Source organism: Enterobacter cloacae complex sp. 394F7 (assembly GCF_057320385.1).
In genome coordinates, this window is the sequence record NZ_JBXWCS010000003.1 from 127,718 (window position 1) to 144,803 (window position 17,086).

The 17,086-nt window shown below is 54.3% G+C and carries 12 protein-coding genes; 8 read left to right on the forward strand and 4 right to left on the reverse strand.

The genetic code is table 11. The annotated features are described in order from the left end of the window. Positions 1 to 180 precede the first annotated feature (180 nt). The gene (pyrG, locus tag AC2FAK_RS05460; protein WP_013098516.1) at positions 181 to 1,818 is read left to right on the forward strand and encodes a glutamine hydrolyzing CTP synthase; all 1,638 of its coding nucleotides are present in this window, start codon (positions 181 to 183) and stop codon (positions 1,816 to 1,818) included. 81 nt (positions 1,819 to 1,899) lie between these two features. Next, positions 1,900 to 3,198 carry a phosphopyruvate hydratase gene (gene eno / locus AC2FAK_RS05465; protein WP_013098515.1) on the forward strand — a complete coding sequence of 433 codons (1,299 nt, stop codon included), beginning with the start codon at positions 1,900 to 1,902 and terminating at the stop codon, positions 3,196 to 3,198. Positions 3,199 to 3,251: 53 nt separating this feature from the next. On the opposite strand, the gene AC2FAK_RS05470 is transcribed toward eno, so the two are convergent. Together AC2FAK_RS05470 and AC2FAK_RS05475 are read right to left on the reverse strand one after the other, a co-directional pair. Beyond that, the gene (locus AC2FAK_RS05470) at positions 3,252 to 4,361 is read right to left on the reverse strand and encodes an SDR family oxidoreductase (protein ID WP_094084749.1); all 1,110 of its coding nucleotides are present in this window, start codon (positions 4,359 to 4,361) and stop codon (positions 3,252 to 3,254) included. A 356-nt stretch (positions 4,362 to 4,717) separates the two neighbouring features. Next, entirely contained in the window at positions 4,718 to 5,542 is an 825-nt protein-coding gene (locus tag AC2FAK_RS05475) for a MurR/RpiR family transcriptional regulator (protein WP_047024544.1), read from the reverse strand. Positions 5,543 to 5,708: 166 nt separating this feature from the next. On the opposite strand from AC2FAK_RS05475, the gene AC2FAK_RS05480 reads away from it, so the two are divergent. The 3 genes from AC2FAK_RS05480 to queE are packed head-to-tail and all read left to right on the forward strand — an operon-like array spanning position 5,709 to position 8,701. Beyond that, positions 5,709 to 7,268 (forward strand): maltose/glucose-specific PTS transporter subunit IIC, encoded by a 1,560-nt coding sequence (locus tag AC2FAK_RS05480; RefSeq protein ID WP_095455281.1) that lies wholly within the window; start codon positions 5,709 to 5,711, stop codon positions 7,266 to 7,268. Further along, positions 7,268 to 7,975, forward strand: a complete 708-nt coding sequence (locus tag AC2FAK_RS05485) for an N-acetylmannosamine-6-phosphate 2-epimerase (protein WP_023620545.1) — start codon at positions 7,268 to 7,270, stop codon at positions 7,973 to 7,975. Before AC2FAK_RS05480 ends, AC2FAK_RS05485 begins: the two co-directional genes overlap by 1 nt. 54 nt (positions 7,976 to 8,029) lie before the next feature. Further along, complete coding sequence (gene queE / locus AC2FAK_RS05490) at positions 8,030 to 8,701, forward strand: 7-carboxy-7-deazaguanine synthase QueE (RefSeq protein WP_094084752.1); 672 nt, start codon at positions 8,030 to 8,032, stop codon at positions 8,699 to 8,701. 88 nt (positions 8,702 to 8,789) lie between these two features. Here the strand turns inward: queE and queD are convergent, their stop codons facing one another. Further along, on the reverse strand, positions 8,790 to 9,152 hold the full coding sequence (gene queD, locus AC2FAK_RS05495) for a 6-carboxytetrahydropterin synthase QueD (protein ID WP_010434567.1): 363 nt from the start codon (positions 9,150 to 9,152) through the stop codon (positions 8,790 to 8,792). 306 nt (positions 9,153 to 9,458) lie between these two features. On the opposite strand from queD, the gene cysJ reads away from it, so the two are divergent. The 3 genes from cysJ to cysH are packed head-to-tail and all read left to right on the forward strand — an operon-like array spanning position 9,459 to position 13,726. Next, positions 9,459 to 11,264 carry an NADPH-dependent assimilatory sulfite reductase flavoprotein subunit gene (gene cysJ / locus AC2FAK_RS05500; protein WP_061771965.1) on the forward strand — a complete coding sequence of 602 codons (1,806 nt, stop codon included), beginning with the start codon at positions 9,459 to 9,461 and terminating at the stop codon, positions 11,262 to 11,264. Then, the gene (gene cysI, locus AC2FAK_RS05505; protein ID WP_020689304.1) at positions 11,264 to 12,976 is read left to right on the forward strand and encodes an assimilatory sulfite reductase (NADPH) hemoprotein subunit; all 1,713 of its coding nucleotides are present in this window, start codon (positions 11,264 to 11,266) and stop codon (positions 12,974 to 12,976) included. The genes cysJ and cysI overlap by 1 nt, the downstream gene beginning before the upstream one ends. A 15-nt stretch (positions 12,977 to 12,991) precedes the next feature. Next, a complete protein-coding gene (gene cysH, locus AC2FAK_RS05510) occupies positions 12,992 to 13,726 on the forward strand; it encodes a phosphoadenosine phosphosulfate reductase (RefSeq protein WP_094916380.1) in 735 nt (244 codons plus the stop codon). 264 nt (positions 13,727 to 13,990) lie between these two features. Here cysH and AC2FAK_RS05515 read toward each other — a convergent pair whose 3' ends face one another. After that, positions 13,991 to 16,699, reverse strand: coding sequence for a cation-transporting P-type ATPase (locus tag AC2FAK_RS05515; protein WP_095454669.1), 2,709 nt, complete (start codon positions 16,697 to 16,699; stop codon positions 13,991 to 13,993). Between the last annotated feature and the right edge of the window lie 387 nt (positions 16,700 to 17,086).

Genomic DNA, 17,086 nt, shown 5'->3' on the forward strand with positions numbered 1-17,086 from the left:
ACAAGCGCTTGATTTGCGTCAAAAACATTTACCCAAAAGGGGCTATTTTCTCACTCCTTATGTTTGTCATGGCCTGGAATGGAGACGGAGAATGAAAGTTTGTGGCGCTCGCCGTGTTCGGGTATACTACTTTCCCGTCCTGGTTATTCCATCGTTTCACCCTAACTTCTCAGGTTCAGCATGACAACGAACTATATTTTTGTGACCGGCGGGGTCGTATCCTCTCTGGGTAAAGGCATTGCCGCAGCCTCCCTCGCAGCCATTCTTGAAGCCCGTGGCCTCAATGTGACCATGATGAAACTGGATCCGTACATCAACGTCGATCCTGGCACCATGAGCCCAATCCAACACGGGGAAGTGTTCGTTACTGAAGACGGCGCTGAAACCGATCTGGATCTTGGCCACTACGAGCGTTTCATTCGCACCAAAATGACCCGTCGTAACAACTTCACGACTGGCCGTATCTACTCCGACGTTCTGCGTAAAGAGCGCCGTGGTGATTATCTGGGTGCAACCGTACAGGTTATCCCGCACATCACTAACGCTATCAAAGAACGCATCATTGCGGGTGGCGAAGGCCACGACGTGGTGCTGGTTGAAATCGGCGGTACCGTAGGTGATATCGAATCCCTGCCGTTCCTGGAAGCGATTCGCCAGCTGGCGGTTGATATCGGTCGTGAACACGCACTGTTCATGCACCTGACGCTGGTGCCTTACATGGCAGCCGCAGGTGAAGTGAAAACCAAACCGACTCAGCACTCCGTGAAAGAGCTGCTTTCCATCGGTATTCAGCCTGACATTCTGGTTTGCCGCTCCGATCGCGCGGTTCCGGCGAACGAACGTGCGAAAATTGCATTGTTCTGTAACGTGCCTGAAAAAGCCGTTATTTCAATGAAAGATGTCGATTCCATTTATAAAATCCCGGGCCTGTTGAAATCACAGGGCCTGGACGATTATATTTGTAAACGATTCAGCTTGAACTGTCCGGAAGCTAACCTGTCTGAATGGGAACAGGTTATTTATGAAGAAGCCAATCCGGCTGGTGAAGTGACTATCGGTATGGTCGGCAAGTACATCGAACTGCCGGATGCCTATAAGTCCGTTATCGAAGCGCTGAAACACGGTGGTCTGAAGAACCGCGTCTCCGTGAACATCAAGCTGATTGATTCGCAGGATGTTGAAACACGTGGCGTCGAAATTCTGAAAGATCTGGATGCGATTCTCATCCCTGGCGGCTTCGGCTACCGTGGTGTAGAAGGCAAGATCGCCACTGCACGCTATGCGCGTGAAAACAATATTCCATACCTCGGCATCTGCCTGGGTATGCAGGTTGCGCTAATCGAATTTGCGCGCAACGTAGCGGGAATGGAAAACGCGAACTCTACGGAATTTGTGCCAGACTGTAAGTACCCTGTAGTGGCGCTTATCACTGAATGGCGCGACGAAGACGGTAACGTCGAAGTCCGTACCGAGAAGAGCGATCTGGGTGGCACTATGCGTCTTGGCGCACAGGCCTGCCAGCTGTCTGACGATAGCGTGGTTCGTAAGCTGTATGGCGAACCGGTCATCACCGAGCGTCATCGTCACCGCTATGAAGTCAACAACATGTTGTTGAAACAAATTGAAGCTGCGGGTCTGCGTGTTGCGGGCCGCTCCGGGGATGATCAGTTAGTCGAGATCATCGAAGTGCCAAACCACCCGTGGTTTGTCGCCTGCCAATTCCACCCGGAATTTACTTCAACGCCACGTGACGGGCATCCGCTGTTTGCAGGTTTCGTGAAAGCCGCCAGCGAGTATCAGAAGCGTCAGGCGAAGTAAAAAAGTTAGAACGGCAACGCGTACCTCCGGTACGCGTTGTTTGTCTGGAGTTTTAGTTTAACTTGTACTGAGGAAAATCTAATGTCCAAAATCGTTAAAGTCATCGGTCGTGAAATCATCGACTCCCGTGGTAACCCGACCGTTGAAGCCGAAGTTCATCTGGAAGGTGGTTTCGTCGGTATGGCAGCTGCTCCATCAGGTGCTTCTACTGGTTCCCGCGAAGCGCTGGAACTGCGCGATGGCGACAAATCCCGTTTCATGGGCAAAGGCGTACTGAAAGCTGTTGGCGCTGTAAACGGTCCTATTGCTCAGGCAATCATTGGCAAAGACGCTAAAGACCAGGCTGGCATCGACAAGATCATGATCGATCTGGACGGTACTGAAAACAAATCTAACTTCGGTGCGAACGCAATCCTGGCGGTTTCCCTGGCGAACGCCAAAGCCGCTGCGGCAGCGAAAGGTATGCCACTGTTCGAGCACATCGCTGAACTGAACGGCACCCCAGGCAAATACTCCATGCCTGTACCAATGATGAACATCATCAACGGTGGTGAGCACGCAGACAACAACGTTGATATTCAGGAATTCATGATTCAGCCAGTTGGCGCGAAAACCCTGAAAGAAGCAGTACGTATGGGTTCTGAAGTGTTCCACAACCTGGCTAAAGTTCTGAAAGCAAAAGGTATGAACACGGCTGTGGGTGACGAAGGTGGCTACGCGCCAAACCTGGGTTCTAACGCAGAAGCACTGGCTGTTATCGCTGAAGCAGTAAAAGCCGCTGGCTATGAGCTGGGCAAAGACATCACTCTGGCGATGGACTGCGCAGCATCTGAATTCTACAAAGACGGTAAATACGTTCTGGCTGGCGAAGGCAACAAAGCGTTCACCTCTGAAGAGTTCACTCACTTCCTGGAAGACCTGACCAAACAGTACCCAATCGTTTCTATCGAAGACGGTCTGGACGAGTCTGACTGGGATGGTTTCGCATACCAGACTAAAGTACTGGGCGACAAAATTCAGCTGGTTGGTGACGATCTGTTCGTAACCAACACCAAGATCCTGAAAGAAGGCATCGAGAAAGGCATCGTTAACTCCATCCTGATCAAATTCAACCAGATCGGTTCTCTGACCGAAACTCTGGCTGCGATCAAAATGGCGAAAGACGCTGGCTACACCGCTGTTATCTCTCACCGTTCTGGCGAAACTGAAGACGCTACCATCGCTGACCTGGCTGTTGGTACCGCTGCAGGCCAGATCAAAACCGGTTCTATGAGCCGTTCTGACCGTGTTGCTAAATACAACCAGCTGATTCGTATCGAAGAAGCGCTGGGCGAAAAAGCACCATACAACGGTCGTAAAGAGATCAAAGGCCAGGCATAATTGCTTAAGCCTTAAAATGAAAATGCCAGTCGAAAGACTGGCATTTTTTTTGGTTATTTGAAATCAACCGCCATTTGCTCCGGGATGCTCAACCCCCGGGTAGTTTGTACGCAGCGGGCAATATAGTCCGTAAAACGCGGCGGTTTAGGCATGCCCATACTGAGCAGCTTGTCGTTGCTAAAACGTACGTTCAGCGTGGCAAAGGCCCCGTATAAGCGCATTGCTCTCAGCATCAGCCGTTCGTTGCAGGGGCCAAAAATATCCTTCAGCTCACGTCGCATTCTGACCAGCGTTTCGTAACTTACCTGGGCATACTTATCACCGACCGGGGCTTTCTCCAGCGCCTGTGCCATCGCATTATCAATATCCGCAAAGCGCACGCTGTTCTCTTCTCCGGCAGAAATATGTACCACTTCTCCCGGCTGCGCAGTGCTGTTAAGCAGCATCAGCAGCGCTTCGGCGCAGTAATCCACCGGGACGACATCTATTTTGTCTTCCATTGAGCACATGAATTTTTGCAGCATTAGCCCCATGCTGAAGACCCAGAAAATACTGCTCGACGGCGTACAGCCATGACGGGTATGGCCGACCACGATGGACGGACGGGCGATGAGCAGCGGCAGGTTGGGACAGTGCTGGCGCATCAGTTGTTCAATGGTGGATTTCGAATACGTATATTCCACCAGATGCTCGGCGTTTTCTCTGAACTCCGCGCTTTCGGCGACCAGCGAATCCTGCTCCGGCGTGCACGACATGGCTGTTCCCACATGCAGAAAGCGCTGTAAACCGACAACCTGATTCATGCGTCTGGCGAGCGCCAGCGTCCCTTCCACATTCACTTTCCAGATCAGCGGATTGTTACCAAATGACGCGACGGCCGCGCAGTTAAGAACATGCGTCACTTGTTCCAGACGCGGGTCGTTCAGGAATCCCTCCGGCTGGCTGAGATCGCCGATAAGGATATTCTCCTCGTTCAACGCGGCCAGCATCTCCTCTGAAACCTTGAATTTACGCATGTTGTCCCGCACGCGTTCCAGCCCTTGTTGCGGGTCACTGGCGCGCGCAAGCAGCAGTAATTTTACTGAACTATTGCTGGTCAGTATTTTTTCAAGTACTGCACCGCCCAGAAAACCAGTCACGCCTGTAATAAATAACATATTAATCTATACCGTCTCATAATGATTGATGAGGCGGATTGTAGGCAGGCAAAAGTAAACGGCATTTAAATAGAAAAATGGCAAAGCTGACGGCGTCTTAAGCTTATTTTAAGGTAAGGAATTCAGGTGGAAATATTGGACACTAGCGGAGTAAGAAAAATTCAATTTATAAATCAAATAATTTTAACATGCTGATTTTGTTATATTATTTGTGCGGTTTTATTGCTTTTAACACTCATTGAATATGTAATAAATAAAATAATTTGTTACACCATTATGCCGCGCACGAAATAACCGTATCAGCACTTAAATGGAATCGACATCACGCCGTGCAGACTATTTTATTTAGCCTGCAAAGGGTTTTAAAGTAATAAAGGCAGCGTTGCGCTCGCGGTTTGCTGGCTAACTTCACCGTAATGGCTATCAATCGCAATCAGGGAAGTTGTAAGCAATTCAACCAGTAACATTACGCCCACTTTAGCATTGAGCGCGCCTGCGCTGAGTGGTCCTTCCGGTTTTGCGGCGACCAGCTGCATATCACTAAGCGAAGCCAGCGGGCTGCGGGGTGTATTGCTAAGGGATAACACCTTAACGCCGCGTTTGCGTGCAAGTTTTACGACGTGGAGCAAATCCCGCGTTGAACCGGAACTGGAAATGGCCACCACCAGCGTCCCTTCTGGAAGCGTTGCTGCATTCATGGCCGCACGATGCATATCGCTAAAAAGCTGTGCAGGTTTGCCGAGTCGCAACAGTTTGTAATGTAAATACTCACCGAGGATCGCGCTGGCGGCCACCCCATATATTTGTACGGCTTGCGCCTGATGCAGCGCCTGAGCGGCCTTTTCCAGCAGTGCTCTGTCGAGCAGTCTGGCGGTATCCTGCAGCGCCTGAACAGACTCATCGACGACGTTATCAATTTCGTCCCCGGCCACGCGTGCGGGCTGACCCTGCTGAATATCCAGCGCCAGTGCCATCTTGAATTCGTTATAGCCTTTGCAGCCGAGCGTCCGGCAAAGACGCGTCACGCTGGCTTCACTGGTATGGCTCTCCCGGGCCAGTTCGGTGATCGTCAGGTAGAGCACCCGGGCCGGATCGTTGAGAACAAACTCTCCCAGTTTTTTTTGCGTGGGGCTGTACCCGGAAGCCTCCTGGCGCAGCTTCAGCAGCAGGTTTTCATGGTCTGACATGCTAGATCCTTAATGCGTTTCTCTGCGTCCTAGTGTGGCGGAAAGCGGGGCAGGGATGCCAGTCATTTCGAAAAAGTATGATCGTCGTCCTGGTTTTTGATGGTAATTTTCACTATTAAATATAATTATGGTAAAAATTTTCATCGTTAACTAAGGGGATGAAAAAATGATGCAAATGTTCAGTGGTGCTTCGTCCGGCGGATGGTTTGAAAAAGCGCAGCGCTTTGGCAAATCCTTTATGTTGCCCATCGCCGTACTGCCTGCGGCGGGTCTGCTGCTGGGGATAGGCGGCGCGTTATCGAATCCCAATACGCTTACGGCATATCCGTTTTTAGATGTGGACTGGTTACAGGCTATTTTCACCATCATGAGCAGCGCCGGTTCGATTGTATTCGCGAATCTGTCGGTGCTGTTTGCCGTTGGGGTCGCCGTCGGGCTGGCAAAAAATGATAAAGGTACGGCAGGGCTGGCGGCGTTACTCGCGTTTCTGGTCATGAATGCCACCATTAACGCACTGCTGATCCTCACCGGAAAACTGGCGCACGAGAATCCGGGGGCGGCCGGGCAAGGCATGACGCTGGGGATCCAGACGCTGGAGACCGGCGTATTTGGTGGGGTGGTCATTGGTCTTGTGACCTGCGCGCTGCATCATCGGTTTAATAAGATCGCGCTGCCACAATTTCTGGGATTCTTTGGCGGGTCACGCTTTGTGCCGATTATCAGCTCACTGGCTGCGATCCTGGTCGGAGCCTTAATGACCGTAGTCTGGCCACATTTCCAGAAGCTGATCTTTGGTCTGGGCGGGCTGGTGGATGCGACCGGTTATCTGGGAACACTGCTGTACGGCTTCATTTTGCGCATGCTGGGCCCGTTCGGTTTACACCACATCTTCTACCTCCCATTCTGGACCACCGCGCTTGGCGGCAGCGAGATCGTCAACGGGCAACTGGTTGAAGGTACGCAGCGGATCTTCTTCGCTCAGCTGGCCGATCCCACGACGCGTCAGTTTTATGAAGGGACGTCGCGCTTTATGTCCGGGCGCTTTATCACGATGATGTTTGGTTTGCTCGGGGCCTGCCTTGCGATGTACCACACGGCTAAACCGGAGAACAAAAAACGCGTCGCGGGGTTGTTGCTTTCAGCGGCATTAACCTCCTTCCTTACGGGGATCACCGAGCCCATCGAGTTCTCCTTCCTGTTTATCGCGCCGGTGCTGTACGTCATTCACGCATTTTTTGACGGGCTGGCGTTTATGCTCGCGCATATTTTACACATCACCATTGGGCAGACCTTCTCCGGCGGTTTTATCGACTTTGTGCTGTTCGGCATTTTGCAGGGGGAGGCCAAAACCCACTGGATGTTAGTGCCGCTGGTGGGCGTACCGTGGTTCTTCCTCTATTACTTCACGTTCCGCTATCTGATTAATCGCTTTGATTTTGCCACGCCGGGTCGGGAAAAGGAGGCGGTGGCCAATGACGTGACTTTAGTCCAGAGCGAACGCGCAAGTGCGGTGATCGCCGGACTGGGCGGAAAAGACAATCTGGAAGAGGTGGACTGCTGCGCCACGCGTCTTCGCGTCACGGTTAAAGACGGTAGCAAAGTGAATGACGCGGCGCTGAAAGCCACCGGTGCGCGCGGCGTGATTGTGCGCGGAAATGGCGTTCAGGTCATTTATGGTCCGCATGTCACGATTATCAAAAACGAAGTGGAAGAGATCTTATCGTAATGAAAACTGTACTGGATACCCTGAAGGGAAAACTGGTCGTCTCCTGTCAGGCGCTTGAGAACGAACCGTTGCATAGCCCGTTTATTATGTCGCGGATGGCGCTGGCGGCGCGTCAGGGAGGGGCTGCGGCCATCCGTGCTAACAGCGTGGTGGATATTGAGGCGATCAAAGAGCAGGTTACGCTGCCGGTTATTGGCATCATCAAGCGGGAGTACCCCGACAGCGAGGTGTTTATCACCGCGACGATGAAAGAGGTGGATGAACTGATGACCGTCTCCCCGGCGATCATTGCGCTTGATGCGACCGACAGGGCGCGGCCTGGCGGGGAATCTCTGGCAACGCTGGTTACGCGCATTCGTACCCGTTATCCCTCGGTGCTGCTTATGGCTGATATAGCCACTGTTGATGAGGCCGTCACGGCGCAGGCGCTGGGGTTTGATTGTGTCGGGACCACGCTTTACGGCTACACCGCGCAGACCGCCGGACACGCCTTACCCGATGATGACTGTCAGTTTCTGAAAGCGGTACTGGCAGCCGTCACGGTACCGGTGGTGGCCGAAGGTAACGTGGACACCCCGGAACGCGCCGCCAGATGTCTGGCGTTGGGGGCGCATATGGTGGTGGTGGGCGGGGCAATCACCCGCCCGCAGCAGATTACGGAACGCTTTATGGCGGCAATTGACGCGCAAAGCACCGATCGAGCATGACCATCTCACGGGGATCTGCGATACTTATCGTTTATCCCCTTAACTGAGATGACTATGCAGTACCCGATTAACGAGATGTTCCAGACCCTGCAAGGCGAGGGTTACTTTACCGGCGTTCCCGCAATTTTTATTCGTTTACAGGGATGCCCGGTTGGCTGTGCCTGGTGTGATACCAAACATACGTGGGATAAACTCGCAGATCGGGAAGTGTCGCTGTTTAGCGTTCTGGCGAAAACCAAAGAGAGCGATAAGTGGGGTGCTGGCAGCGCGGAAGATCTGCTGGCCATTATTGGTCGTCAGGGCTGGACGGCGCGCCATGTGGTCATTACCGGGGGCGAACCCTGCATCCACGATCTGATGCCGCTGACCGAACTGCTCGAAAAGAACGGTTACAGTTGCCAGATTGAAACCAGCGGCACGCATGAAGTGCGCTGCTCCCACACCACATGGGTAACGGTATCGCCTAAAGTAAACATGCGCGGCGGCTACGACGTACTGTCTCAGGCGCTGGAACGTGCTGATGAGATTAAACACCCGGTAGGGCGAGTACGTGATATCGAAGCGCTGGATGAACTGCTGGCGACGCTGACGGACGAAAAACAGCGCGTGATTGCGCTGCAGCCTATCAGTCAGAAAGAAGACGCCACGCGCCTGTGCATTGAAACCTGTATCGCGCGTAACTGGCGCCTGTCGATGCAGACGCACAAATACCTGAATATTGCATAAAAAAAAGCCCGGTGGCGCTAGCGCTTACCGGGCCTACGGTTCCAGGCTTTTGTTGGCCGGGTAAGGCGAAGCCGACCCCCGGCAAGCATCACTCGCCGCGATACACGCAGCCTGCCGTACAGGTCTCTTTGATCATCACTGCGCTCAGCAGCGGTACCAGCGGTTTCATCTGATCCCAAATCCATTTTGCCAGCACTTCGCTGGTCGGGTTTTCAAGGCCCGGGATATCGTTCAGGTAATAGTGATCCAGACGATCGTAAGTCGGCTTAAATGCCGCCTTCAGCTCAGCAAAGTCCATGATCCAACCGGTATGCGGATCAACTTCACCGGTGATCTCAAGACGCACCATAAACGAATGCCCGTGCAGACGGCCGCATTTATGTCCCTCAGGAACATGCGGAAGGTGGTGGGCGGCTTCGAAGGTGAAATCTTTAAACAGTGTGGTGGACATGATCGCTCTCAGTAATGCGGAAAAAACCGCCGCATAGTACCGGAAAGCACAATTTTTAGCATTAACTAAAACGGCCTTTACCTTCATTGCAGCAAAAAAGCCGTCGCTTTGTGATTTATATCCTTATTTTACAGTCGGTTAGTTTATCGCTTTTACCGTTAAGAACGATAACTAAAACAGGTTAGTCCATTTGGTTATTTATTATTTCCATCCCTTCTTTAATTGTTATTATCCTCGCCGTTAACCTTATCTTCAGTTTGGATTTATTCGCTTAAAGTCCGCTTGGCTACTGGAACATAACGACGCATGACAACACAGGCCCCACCTTCAAATTTGCTTCCCCTGAACCCGGAGCAACTGGCGCGCCTTCAGGCTGCCACCTCTGATTTTTCTCCCACCCAGCTTGCCTGGGTCTCTGGCTATTTCTGGGGAATGCTCAACCAGCAGCCTGGCGCTGTGGCTGCGGCTCCGGCAACGGCGGTAGAAATTCCGGCCATTACGCTTATCTCCGCTTCGCAGACGGGCAATGCCCGCCGCGTGGCAGAAGCGCTGCGTGACGACCTGCTGGCCGCCAAACTGAACGTGAACCTGGTGAACGCCGGGGATTATAAATTCAAACAGATCGCGTCAGAAAAACTGCTGGTGGTTGTGGCCTCAACGCAGGGCGAGGGTGAACCCGCTGAAGAGGCGGTCGCGCTGCATAAATTCCTGTTCTCGAAAAAAGCGCCCAGACTCGATGGCACTGCGTTTGCCGTGTTCGGTCTGGGCGATACCTCTTATGAATTCTTCTGCCAGTCCGGTAAAGATTTCGACAGCAAGCTGGCGGAGCTGGGCGCAGAGCGCCTGCTGGACCGCGTTGATGCAGATGTGGAATACCAGGCTGCCGCTGCAGAGTGGCGTGCGCGCATTGTTGACGTGCTGAAAGCACGCGTACCGAAAGAGACACCAGCCCAGGCTGCGATCACCGCGACCGGCGTGGTCAACGACATTCACACCAGCCCGTACACCAAAGAGGCGCCGCTGTCGGCAAGCCTGTCGGTTAATCAAAAAATTACCGGCCGCGACTCTGAAAAAGATGTGCGCCATATCGAGATCGATCTGGGCGACTCGGGTCTGCGCTATCAGCCTGGCGATGCGCTGGGGGTCTGGTATCAAAACGATCCAGCGCTGGTCAAGGAGCTGGTCGAACTGCTGTGGCTGAAAGGCGACGAGCCTGTCACCGTCGAAGGCAAAACGCAGCCGCTCTCTGAAGCGCTGCAGTGGCACTTCGAGCTGACGGTGAATACCGCCAATATCGTTGAGAACTATGCCACCTTAACGCGCAGCGAATCGCTGCTACCGTTAGTGGGCGATAAGGCAAAGCTGCAGCATTACGCTGCGACTACGCCGATTGTCGATATGGTGCGTTTCTCTCCGGCACAGCTGGATGCAAACGCGCTGATCGGCCTGCTGCGTCCGCTCACGCCGCGTCTGTACTCCATTGCCTCATCGCAGGCTGAAGTCGAGAGCGAAGTGCACATCACCGTGGGCGTGGTGCGGTACGACATCGAAGGCCGTGCCCGCGCGGGCGGTGCCTCCAGCTTCCTGGCCGATCGCGTGGAGGAAGAGGGCGAAGTGCGCGTCTTTATCGAGCACAACGACAACTTCCGTCTGCCGGCGAACCCGGAAACGCCGGTAATCATGATTGGCCCGGGTACCGGCATTGCGCCGTTCCGTGCCTTTATGCAGCAGCGTGCGGCGGACGAGGCACCGGGTAAAAACTGGCTGTTCTTCGGCAACCCGCACTTTACCGAAGATTTCCTCTATCAGGTTGAGTGGCAGCGCTACGTGAAAGAAGGGGTGCTGACCCGTATCGATCTGGCCTGGTCGCGCGATCAGAAAGAAAAAGTATACGTACAAGACAAACTGCGCGAACAGGGCGCAGAGCTGTGGCGCTGGATCAATGACGGTGCCCACATTTATGTCTGCGGTGACGCCAATCGCATGGCGAAAGACGTTGAGCAGGCACTGCTGGAAGTGATTGCCGAATTCGGCGGTATGGATGCCGAAGCGGCGGATGAATTTTTAAGTGAGCTGCGCGTTGAGCGCCGTTATCAGCGAGATGTCTACTAATGAGCGAAAAACATCCAGGACCCCTGGTGGTCGAAGGTAAACTGTCAGACGCCGAGCGCATGAAGCTGGAAAGCAACTATCTGCGCGGCACCATTGCTGAAGATCTGAATGACGGTCTCACCGGCGGTTTCAAAGGCGACAACTTCCTGCTGATCCGTTTCCACGGCATGTATCAACAGGACGACCGCGACATTCGCGCCGAGCGTGCTGAACAGAAGCTGGAGCCGCGTCACGCGATGCTGTTGCGCTGCCGCCTGCCGGGCGGAGTGATAACCACGACACAGTGGCAGGCGATTGATAAATTCGCCGGTGAAAATACCATTTATGGCAGCATTCGTCTGACCAACCGTCAGACCTTCCAGTTCCACGGCATTCTGAAGAAGAACGTGAAGCCGGTACACCAGATGCTGCACTCCGTCGGACTGGACGCGCTGGCGACGGCCAACGACATGAACCGTAACGTGCTCTGCACCTCGAACCCGTATGAGTCCGAGCTGCACGCTGAAGCCTATGAGTGGGCGAAGAAGATCTCCGAGCACCTGCTGCCGCGTACCCGCGCCTATGCGGAGATCTGGCTCGATCAGGAAAAAGTTGCGACCACCGATGAAGAACCGATCCTCGGTCAGACCTATCTGCCGCGTAAGTTCAAAACCACGGTGGTGATCCCGCCGCAGAACGACATCGATCTGCACGCCAACGACATGAACTTTGTGGCAATTGCCGAAAACGGCAAGCTGGTGGGCTTTAACCTGCTGGTGGGCGGCGGTCTGTCCATTGAACACGGTAACAAGAAAACCTATGCCCGCACCGCGAGCGAGTTCGGCTTCCTGCCGCTGGAGCATACGCTGGCCGTGGCGGAAGCGGTGGTCACCACCCAGCGCGACTGGGGTAACCGTACCGACCGTAAAAACGCGAAAACCAAATACACCCTGGAGCGCGTGGGCGTTGAGACGTTCAAAGAGGAAGTGGAGCGTCGCGCGGGGATCAAATTTGAGCCGATCCGCCCTTACGAATTCACCGGTCGCGGCGATCGCATCGGCTGGGTAAAAGGCATCGACAATAAATGGCACCTGACGCTGTTTATCGAAAACGGCCGTATTCTGGATTACCCGGGCCGTCCGCTGAAAACCGGCCTGCTGGAAATCGCGAAGATCCACAAAGGTGAGTTCCGCATTACCGCCAACCAGAATCTGATTATTGCTGGTGTGCCGGAAAGTGAAAAGGCGAAAATTGAGGCGCTGGCGCGTGACCATGGGTTGATGAATGCGGTCAAACCGCAGCGCGAAAACTCGATGGCCTGCGTGTCGTTCCCGACCTGTCCGCTGGCGATGGCGGAAGCGGAACGTTTCCTGCCGTCATTTACAGACAAAGTGGAAGCGATTCTGGAAAAACACGGTATTCCGGACGAGCATATTGTTATGCGCGTTACCGGCTGTCCGAACGGCTGTGGCCGCGCGATGCTGGCCGAGCTTGGGCTGGTGGGGAAAGCGCCGGGTCGCTATAACCTGCACCTGGGCGGTAACCGTATCGGCACGCGTATTCCGCGTATGTTCCGCGAGAATATCACTGAGCCAGAAATTCTCGATTCCATCGACGAGCTTGTCGGGCGCTGGGCGAAAGAGCGCGAAGCGGGTGAAGGCTTCGGCGACTTTACGGTGCGTGCGGGCATTATTCGCCCGGTGCTCGATCCCGCAAGGGATTTCTGGGAGTAACCACGGGAGGTAATTATGTCCGTACTCGATCTAAACGCGCTTAACGCATTGCCAAAAGTCGAACGCATTCTGGCACTCGCAGAAACCAACGCCCAACTGGAAAAGCTGGACGCCGAAGGGCGCGTGGCGTGGGCGCTGGAAAACCTGCCGGGTGACTACGTACTGTCGTCGAGCTTTGGCATTCAGGCGGCGGTCAGTTTGCATCTGGTGAATCAGATCCGCCCGGATATTCCGGTGATCCTCACCGATACCGGCTATCTGTTCCCGGAAACCTACCAGTTTATCGATGAGCTGACGGACAAGCTTAAGCTGAACCTGAAAGTGTACCGCGCGGAGCAGAGCGCGGCCTGGCAGGAGGCGCGCTACGGCAAACTCTGGGAGCAGGGCGTTGAGGGCATTGAGAAATACAATGAGATCAACAAGGTCGAGCCGATGAACCGTGCGCTGAAAGAGCTGAACGCGCAAACCTGGTTTGCCGGTCTTCGCCGCGAGCAGTCCGGCAGCCGGGCCACGCTGCCGGTGCTGGCGGTGCAGCGCGGCGTGTTTAAAATGCTGCCGATCATCGACTGGGATAACCGTACGGTGTACCAGTACCTGCAAAAACACGGGCTGAAATACCATCCGCTGTGGGATCAGGGCTACCTGTCCGTGGGGGATACCCACACCACGCGCAAATGGGAACCGGGAATGGCGGAAGAAGAGACGCGATTCTTTGGGCTGAAGCGCGAGTGCGGGTTACACGAGGGGTAATGATTTTTCCACCCTCTCCCGGTGGGCTGAGGAATCCCCAGAAAATTAGATATGGATAAATGGTTGTTTATTGTTCAAAAATGGAGCTAAAAACAACCGATAACTCGACAGAAGATGCACATTTATGAGCGTTTTCTGTCTGTCTACGAGCTGAGTGAATCTAACTGCTCGCAAAATATTCATTCTAATCCTCTGAAACCACTAATAAAAAATTAGTGGGGATTCCTCAGCCCGGTGGGAGAGGGTTAGGGTGAGGGCAAAAGGTTATGCAGCCTTACGGAACCTGCGGGTGAGTCGCTTCTCGATTTCGACGACGAAGAACATCACGCCCGCTACCGCAAGCGTTACGAACCAGTAGCGCAGCGGCAGCGCTTCCGTCCCGAACAGCATCTGCATAAACGGCAGGTAGATGATGGCCGCCTGGAGCAGGAACAGCACGCCGGTAACCAGCCAGATCCCTTTGTTTGCCAGCAGGCCACGGTTCAGGGAGAACCCTTCGGTGTTGCGGCAGTTGATCATGTACACCCACTGGGCGCAGACAAGCATCTGCAGCAGCACGGTGCGGATGAACTCCGCGCTGTGACCGCGCGGGGCCAGCAGGGCTTCCAGCGCAAAGGCGGCGATGGCAATCATGGTGCCCACAAAGGCCACGCGCCACACGGCATACGCGTCCATTACGTGCTGCCCGGTCTGACGCGGTGGACGGCGCATGATGTTGCGCTCGGCGGCTTCAAACGCCAGGCCGAAGGAGAGCGTGGCGGAGGTTGCCATGTTCATCCACAGAATCAGTACCGGCGTGAGCGGAATGATGTTCCCCGCCAGCAGCGCAATCACAATCAGCAGCCCCTGCGCCAGGTTAGTTGGCATGATGAACAGAATGGTTTTCTTCAGGTTGTCGTAGACACGACGCCCCTCTTTTACCGCGCTGGCAATGGTGGCGAAGTTATCGTCCGTCAGGACCATGTCCGCCGCCTCTTTGGTCACTTCCGTGCCTTTGATGCCCATCGCAATACCCACGTCCGCCTGACGCAGCGCCGGGGCATCGTTCACGCCGTCGCCGGTCATGCCGACGATTTCGCCTTTGTCCTGCAGCGCTTTCACCAGGCGCAGCTTATGCTCCGGGCTGGTACGGGCGAAGATGTCATACTTCACCGCCGCGTCCGCCAGCTCGGTGTCATTCATCTTCTCCAGCTGGTAGCCGGTTACCGCCTGCTCGCTGTTGGTGATCCCCAGCATCTGGCCAATGCTCATTGCCGTCTGCGGGTGATCGCCGGTGATCATCTTCACGCGGATCCCCGCCTGCTGGCAGGCGTTAATGGCGTCAATGGCTTCCGGGCGCGGTGGATCCATCATCCCGGCGATACCGAGGAAGATCAGACCGTGGCTGAGATCGTCATGCGTCAGCGCCTGCTCGCCGTTTGCCGGTTTGAACGCTGCGGCCACCATACGCAGTCCCTGGCGCGCATAGCGCTCCATCTCGCTTTCCCAGTACGCGCGGTCAAACGTCTGCGCACCGTTGCGGGTCTGCTGCTGTGCGCAGAGGGCGAAAATCACATCCGGCGCGCCGGTGATCAGGATCTGCTCCTCACTGCCAATCTGGTAGTGGGTGCTCATGTACTTGTACTGCGAGTCGAACGGGATTTTGTTAATCAACGTGGTCATGACCGGCGCGAGGTGGGCTTTCGCCGCCAGCACCTTCAGCGCGCCTTCGGTCGGCCCACCGGTGATGCCCCACAGGCCGCGCTCGTCCTGAATCAGCTGGCTGTCATTGCACAGGTCGATGGTGCGCAGGTACTGCTCCAGCACGGTGTCCGGCTGGATCTGCATCGGTTCGTCGCTGCCTTCCAGGTAAATGTTACCCACCGGCTCGTAGCTGTTGCCGTCCACGCGGTAACAGGCGTCAGCGGTGATGATGGCCTTCACCGTCATTTCGTTCATGGTCAGGGTGCCGGTTTTATCCGAGCAGACCACGGTCATCGCCCCCAGGGTTTCAACCGTTGGCAGCTTGCGGATAATCGCCCGCTTGCGCGCCATCGCCTGCACACCCAGCGAGAGGATAATGGAGATAATCGCCGGCAGACCTTCCGGTACGGACGCCACCGCCAGGCTAATCAGCGAGAGCAGCAGCTCGCCCATTGGGATCTCGCGGAACACCAGGCTGAAGATAAACAGCGCCGCCATCATCGCCAGAATAATGGCGAAGATAGCCTTGCCCAGCTTGTCCATCTGTACCAGCAGCGGCGTGCGGTGTTTTTCAATCCCGTCCATCATCTGGTTGATGTGGCCAAGCTCGGTCTCCCGCCCGGTGGCAATCACCACGCCGATCCCCCCACCCGCGCTCACGGTGGTGCCCGAGAAGACCAGGTTAGTGCGATCGCCCAGCGGCAGTTCACCGTTCAGCGGGTTGGTGTGTTTATCTACCACCGTTGATTCGCCGGTGAGAATCGCCTCTTCCACGCGTAAATTATGTGCTTCGATTAAGCGCATATCTGCGGGAATACGATCCCCCGCACGTAAAACAATAATATCCCCCGGAACTATTTCAGTTGTGGGTATTGTTTCATGGTTGCCATCGCGAATAACGCGCGCCTCGCTGGAGAGCATATTACGAATACTCTTCAACGATTTTTCCGCGTTGCTTTCCTGAATATGACCAATTAACGCATTGATCACCGCCACGCCTAAAATAACCAGCGTATCGACCCAGTGGCCCATTATTGCCGTTAATACGGCTGCGGCCAGCAGGACATAAATCAGAACATCATTAAAATGGGCTAAAAAACGCAGCCAGGCGGGTTTACCTTTTTTCTCCGGCAGCGCATTCGGGCCATGTTTTTGCAAACGCGCCTGCGCCTCTGCACGCTCCAGACCTGTGGCCTGGCTCTGGGTGTGCGCAAGCACCTGCTCTACGGTCTGCTGGTATGCCAGCCCGCCGGAAGGCGGCACGTTCGGGGACAATTTTTTTTCGGTCATCGTATTTTTCCTTCAATATCCGGTGAACTGAAGCCTGAATTCCTTTCGGGCTAAAATAAATTCATTTTAAAGTCTTGCGAGTAAAATTGATCTACCGCAATATAATGACTTCTCGGTTATTCAAAACTGCATAAAAGTATTTCGATGAGCCAATTTTTACAAAATATTTCTAAACCAACTTTAAACGAGGAGGAACCATGTTTGGTATTTATCGCGGACGCCGTCTGGCGTTATACATTATCGCAGCCATTGTTATTGCAACGTTAATTGGATATAGCACCTATTCCTTTGTAAAATTATTTTCGTAATCCAGACATTAATTGACATAACGCGATATTCTTTTAATCGCGCGTGAGGATTTATTTTTATTTTACGAATAAGAAGCTG

What these genes read in the sequence shown, in the direction of transcription:
- pyrG (WP_013098516.1), top strand. Translation starts at nt 181, where the DNA reads ATGACAACGAACTATATTTTTGTGACCGGCGGGGTCGTATCCTCTCTG.
- eno (WP_013098515.1), top strand. Translation starts at nt 1,900, where the DNA reads ATGTCCAAAATCGTTAAAGTCATCGGTCGTGAAATCATCGACTCCCGT.
- AC2FAK_RS05475 (WP_047024544.1), bottom strand. Translation starts at nt 5,542, where the DNA reads ATGTCAGACCATGAAAACCTGCTGCTGAAGCTGCGCCAGGAGGCTTCC.
- AC2FAK_RS05480 (WP_095455281.1), top strand. Translation starts at nt 5,709, where the DNA reads ATGATGCAAATGTTCAGTGGTGCTTCGTCCGGCGGATGGTTTGAAAAA.
- AC2FAK_RS05485 (WP_023620545.1), top strand. Translation starts at nt 7,268, where the DNA reads ATGAAAACTGTACTGGATACCCTGAAGGGAAAACTGGTCGTCTCCTGT.
- queE (WP_094084752.1), top strand. Translation starts at nt 8,030, where the DNA reads ATGCAGTACCCGATTAACGAGATGTTCCAGACCCTGCAAGGCGAGGGT.
- queD (WP_010434567.1), bottom strand. Translation starts at nt 9,152, where the DNA reads ATGTCCACCACACTGTTTAAAGATTTCACCTTCGAAGCCGCCCACCAC.
- cysJ (WP_061771965.1), top strand. Translation starts at nt 9,459, where the DNA reads ATGACAACACAGGCCCCACCTTCAAATTTGCTTCCCCTGAACCCGGAG.
- cysI (WP_020689304.1), top strand. Translation starts at nt 11,264, where the DNA reads ATGAGCGAAAAACATCCAGGACCCCTGGTGGTCGAAGGTAAACTGTCA.
- cysH (WP_094916380.1), top strand. Translation starts at nt 12,992, where the DNA reads ATGTCCGTACTCGATCTAAACGCGCTTAACGCATTGCCAAAAGTCGAA.
- AC2FAK_RS05515 (WP_095454669.1), bottom strand. Translation starts at nt 16,699, where the DNA reads ATGACCGAAAAAAAATTGTCCCCGAACGTGCCGCCTTCCGGCGGGCTG.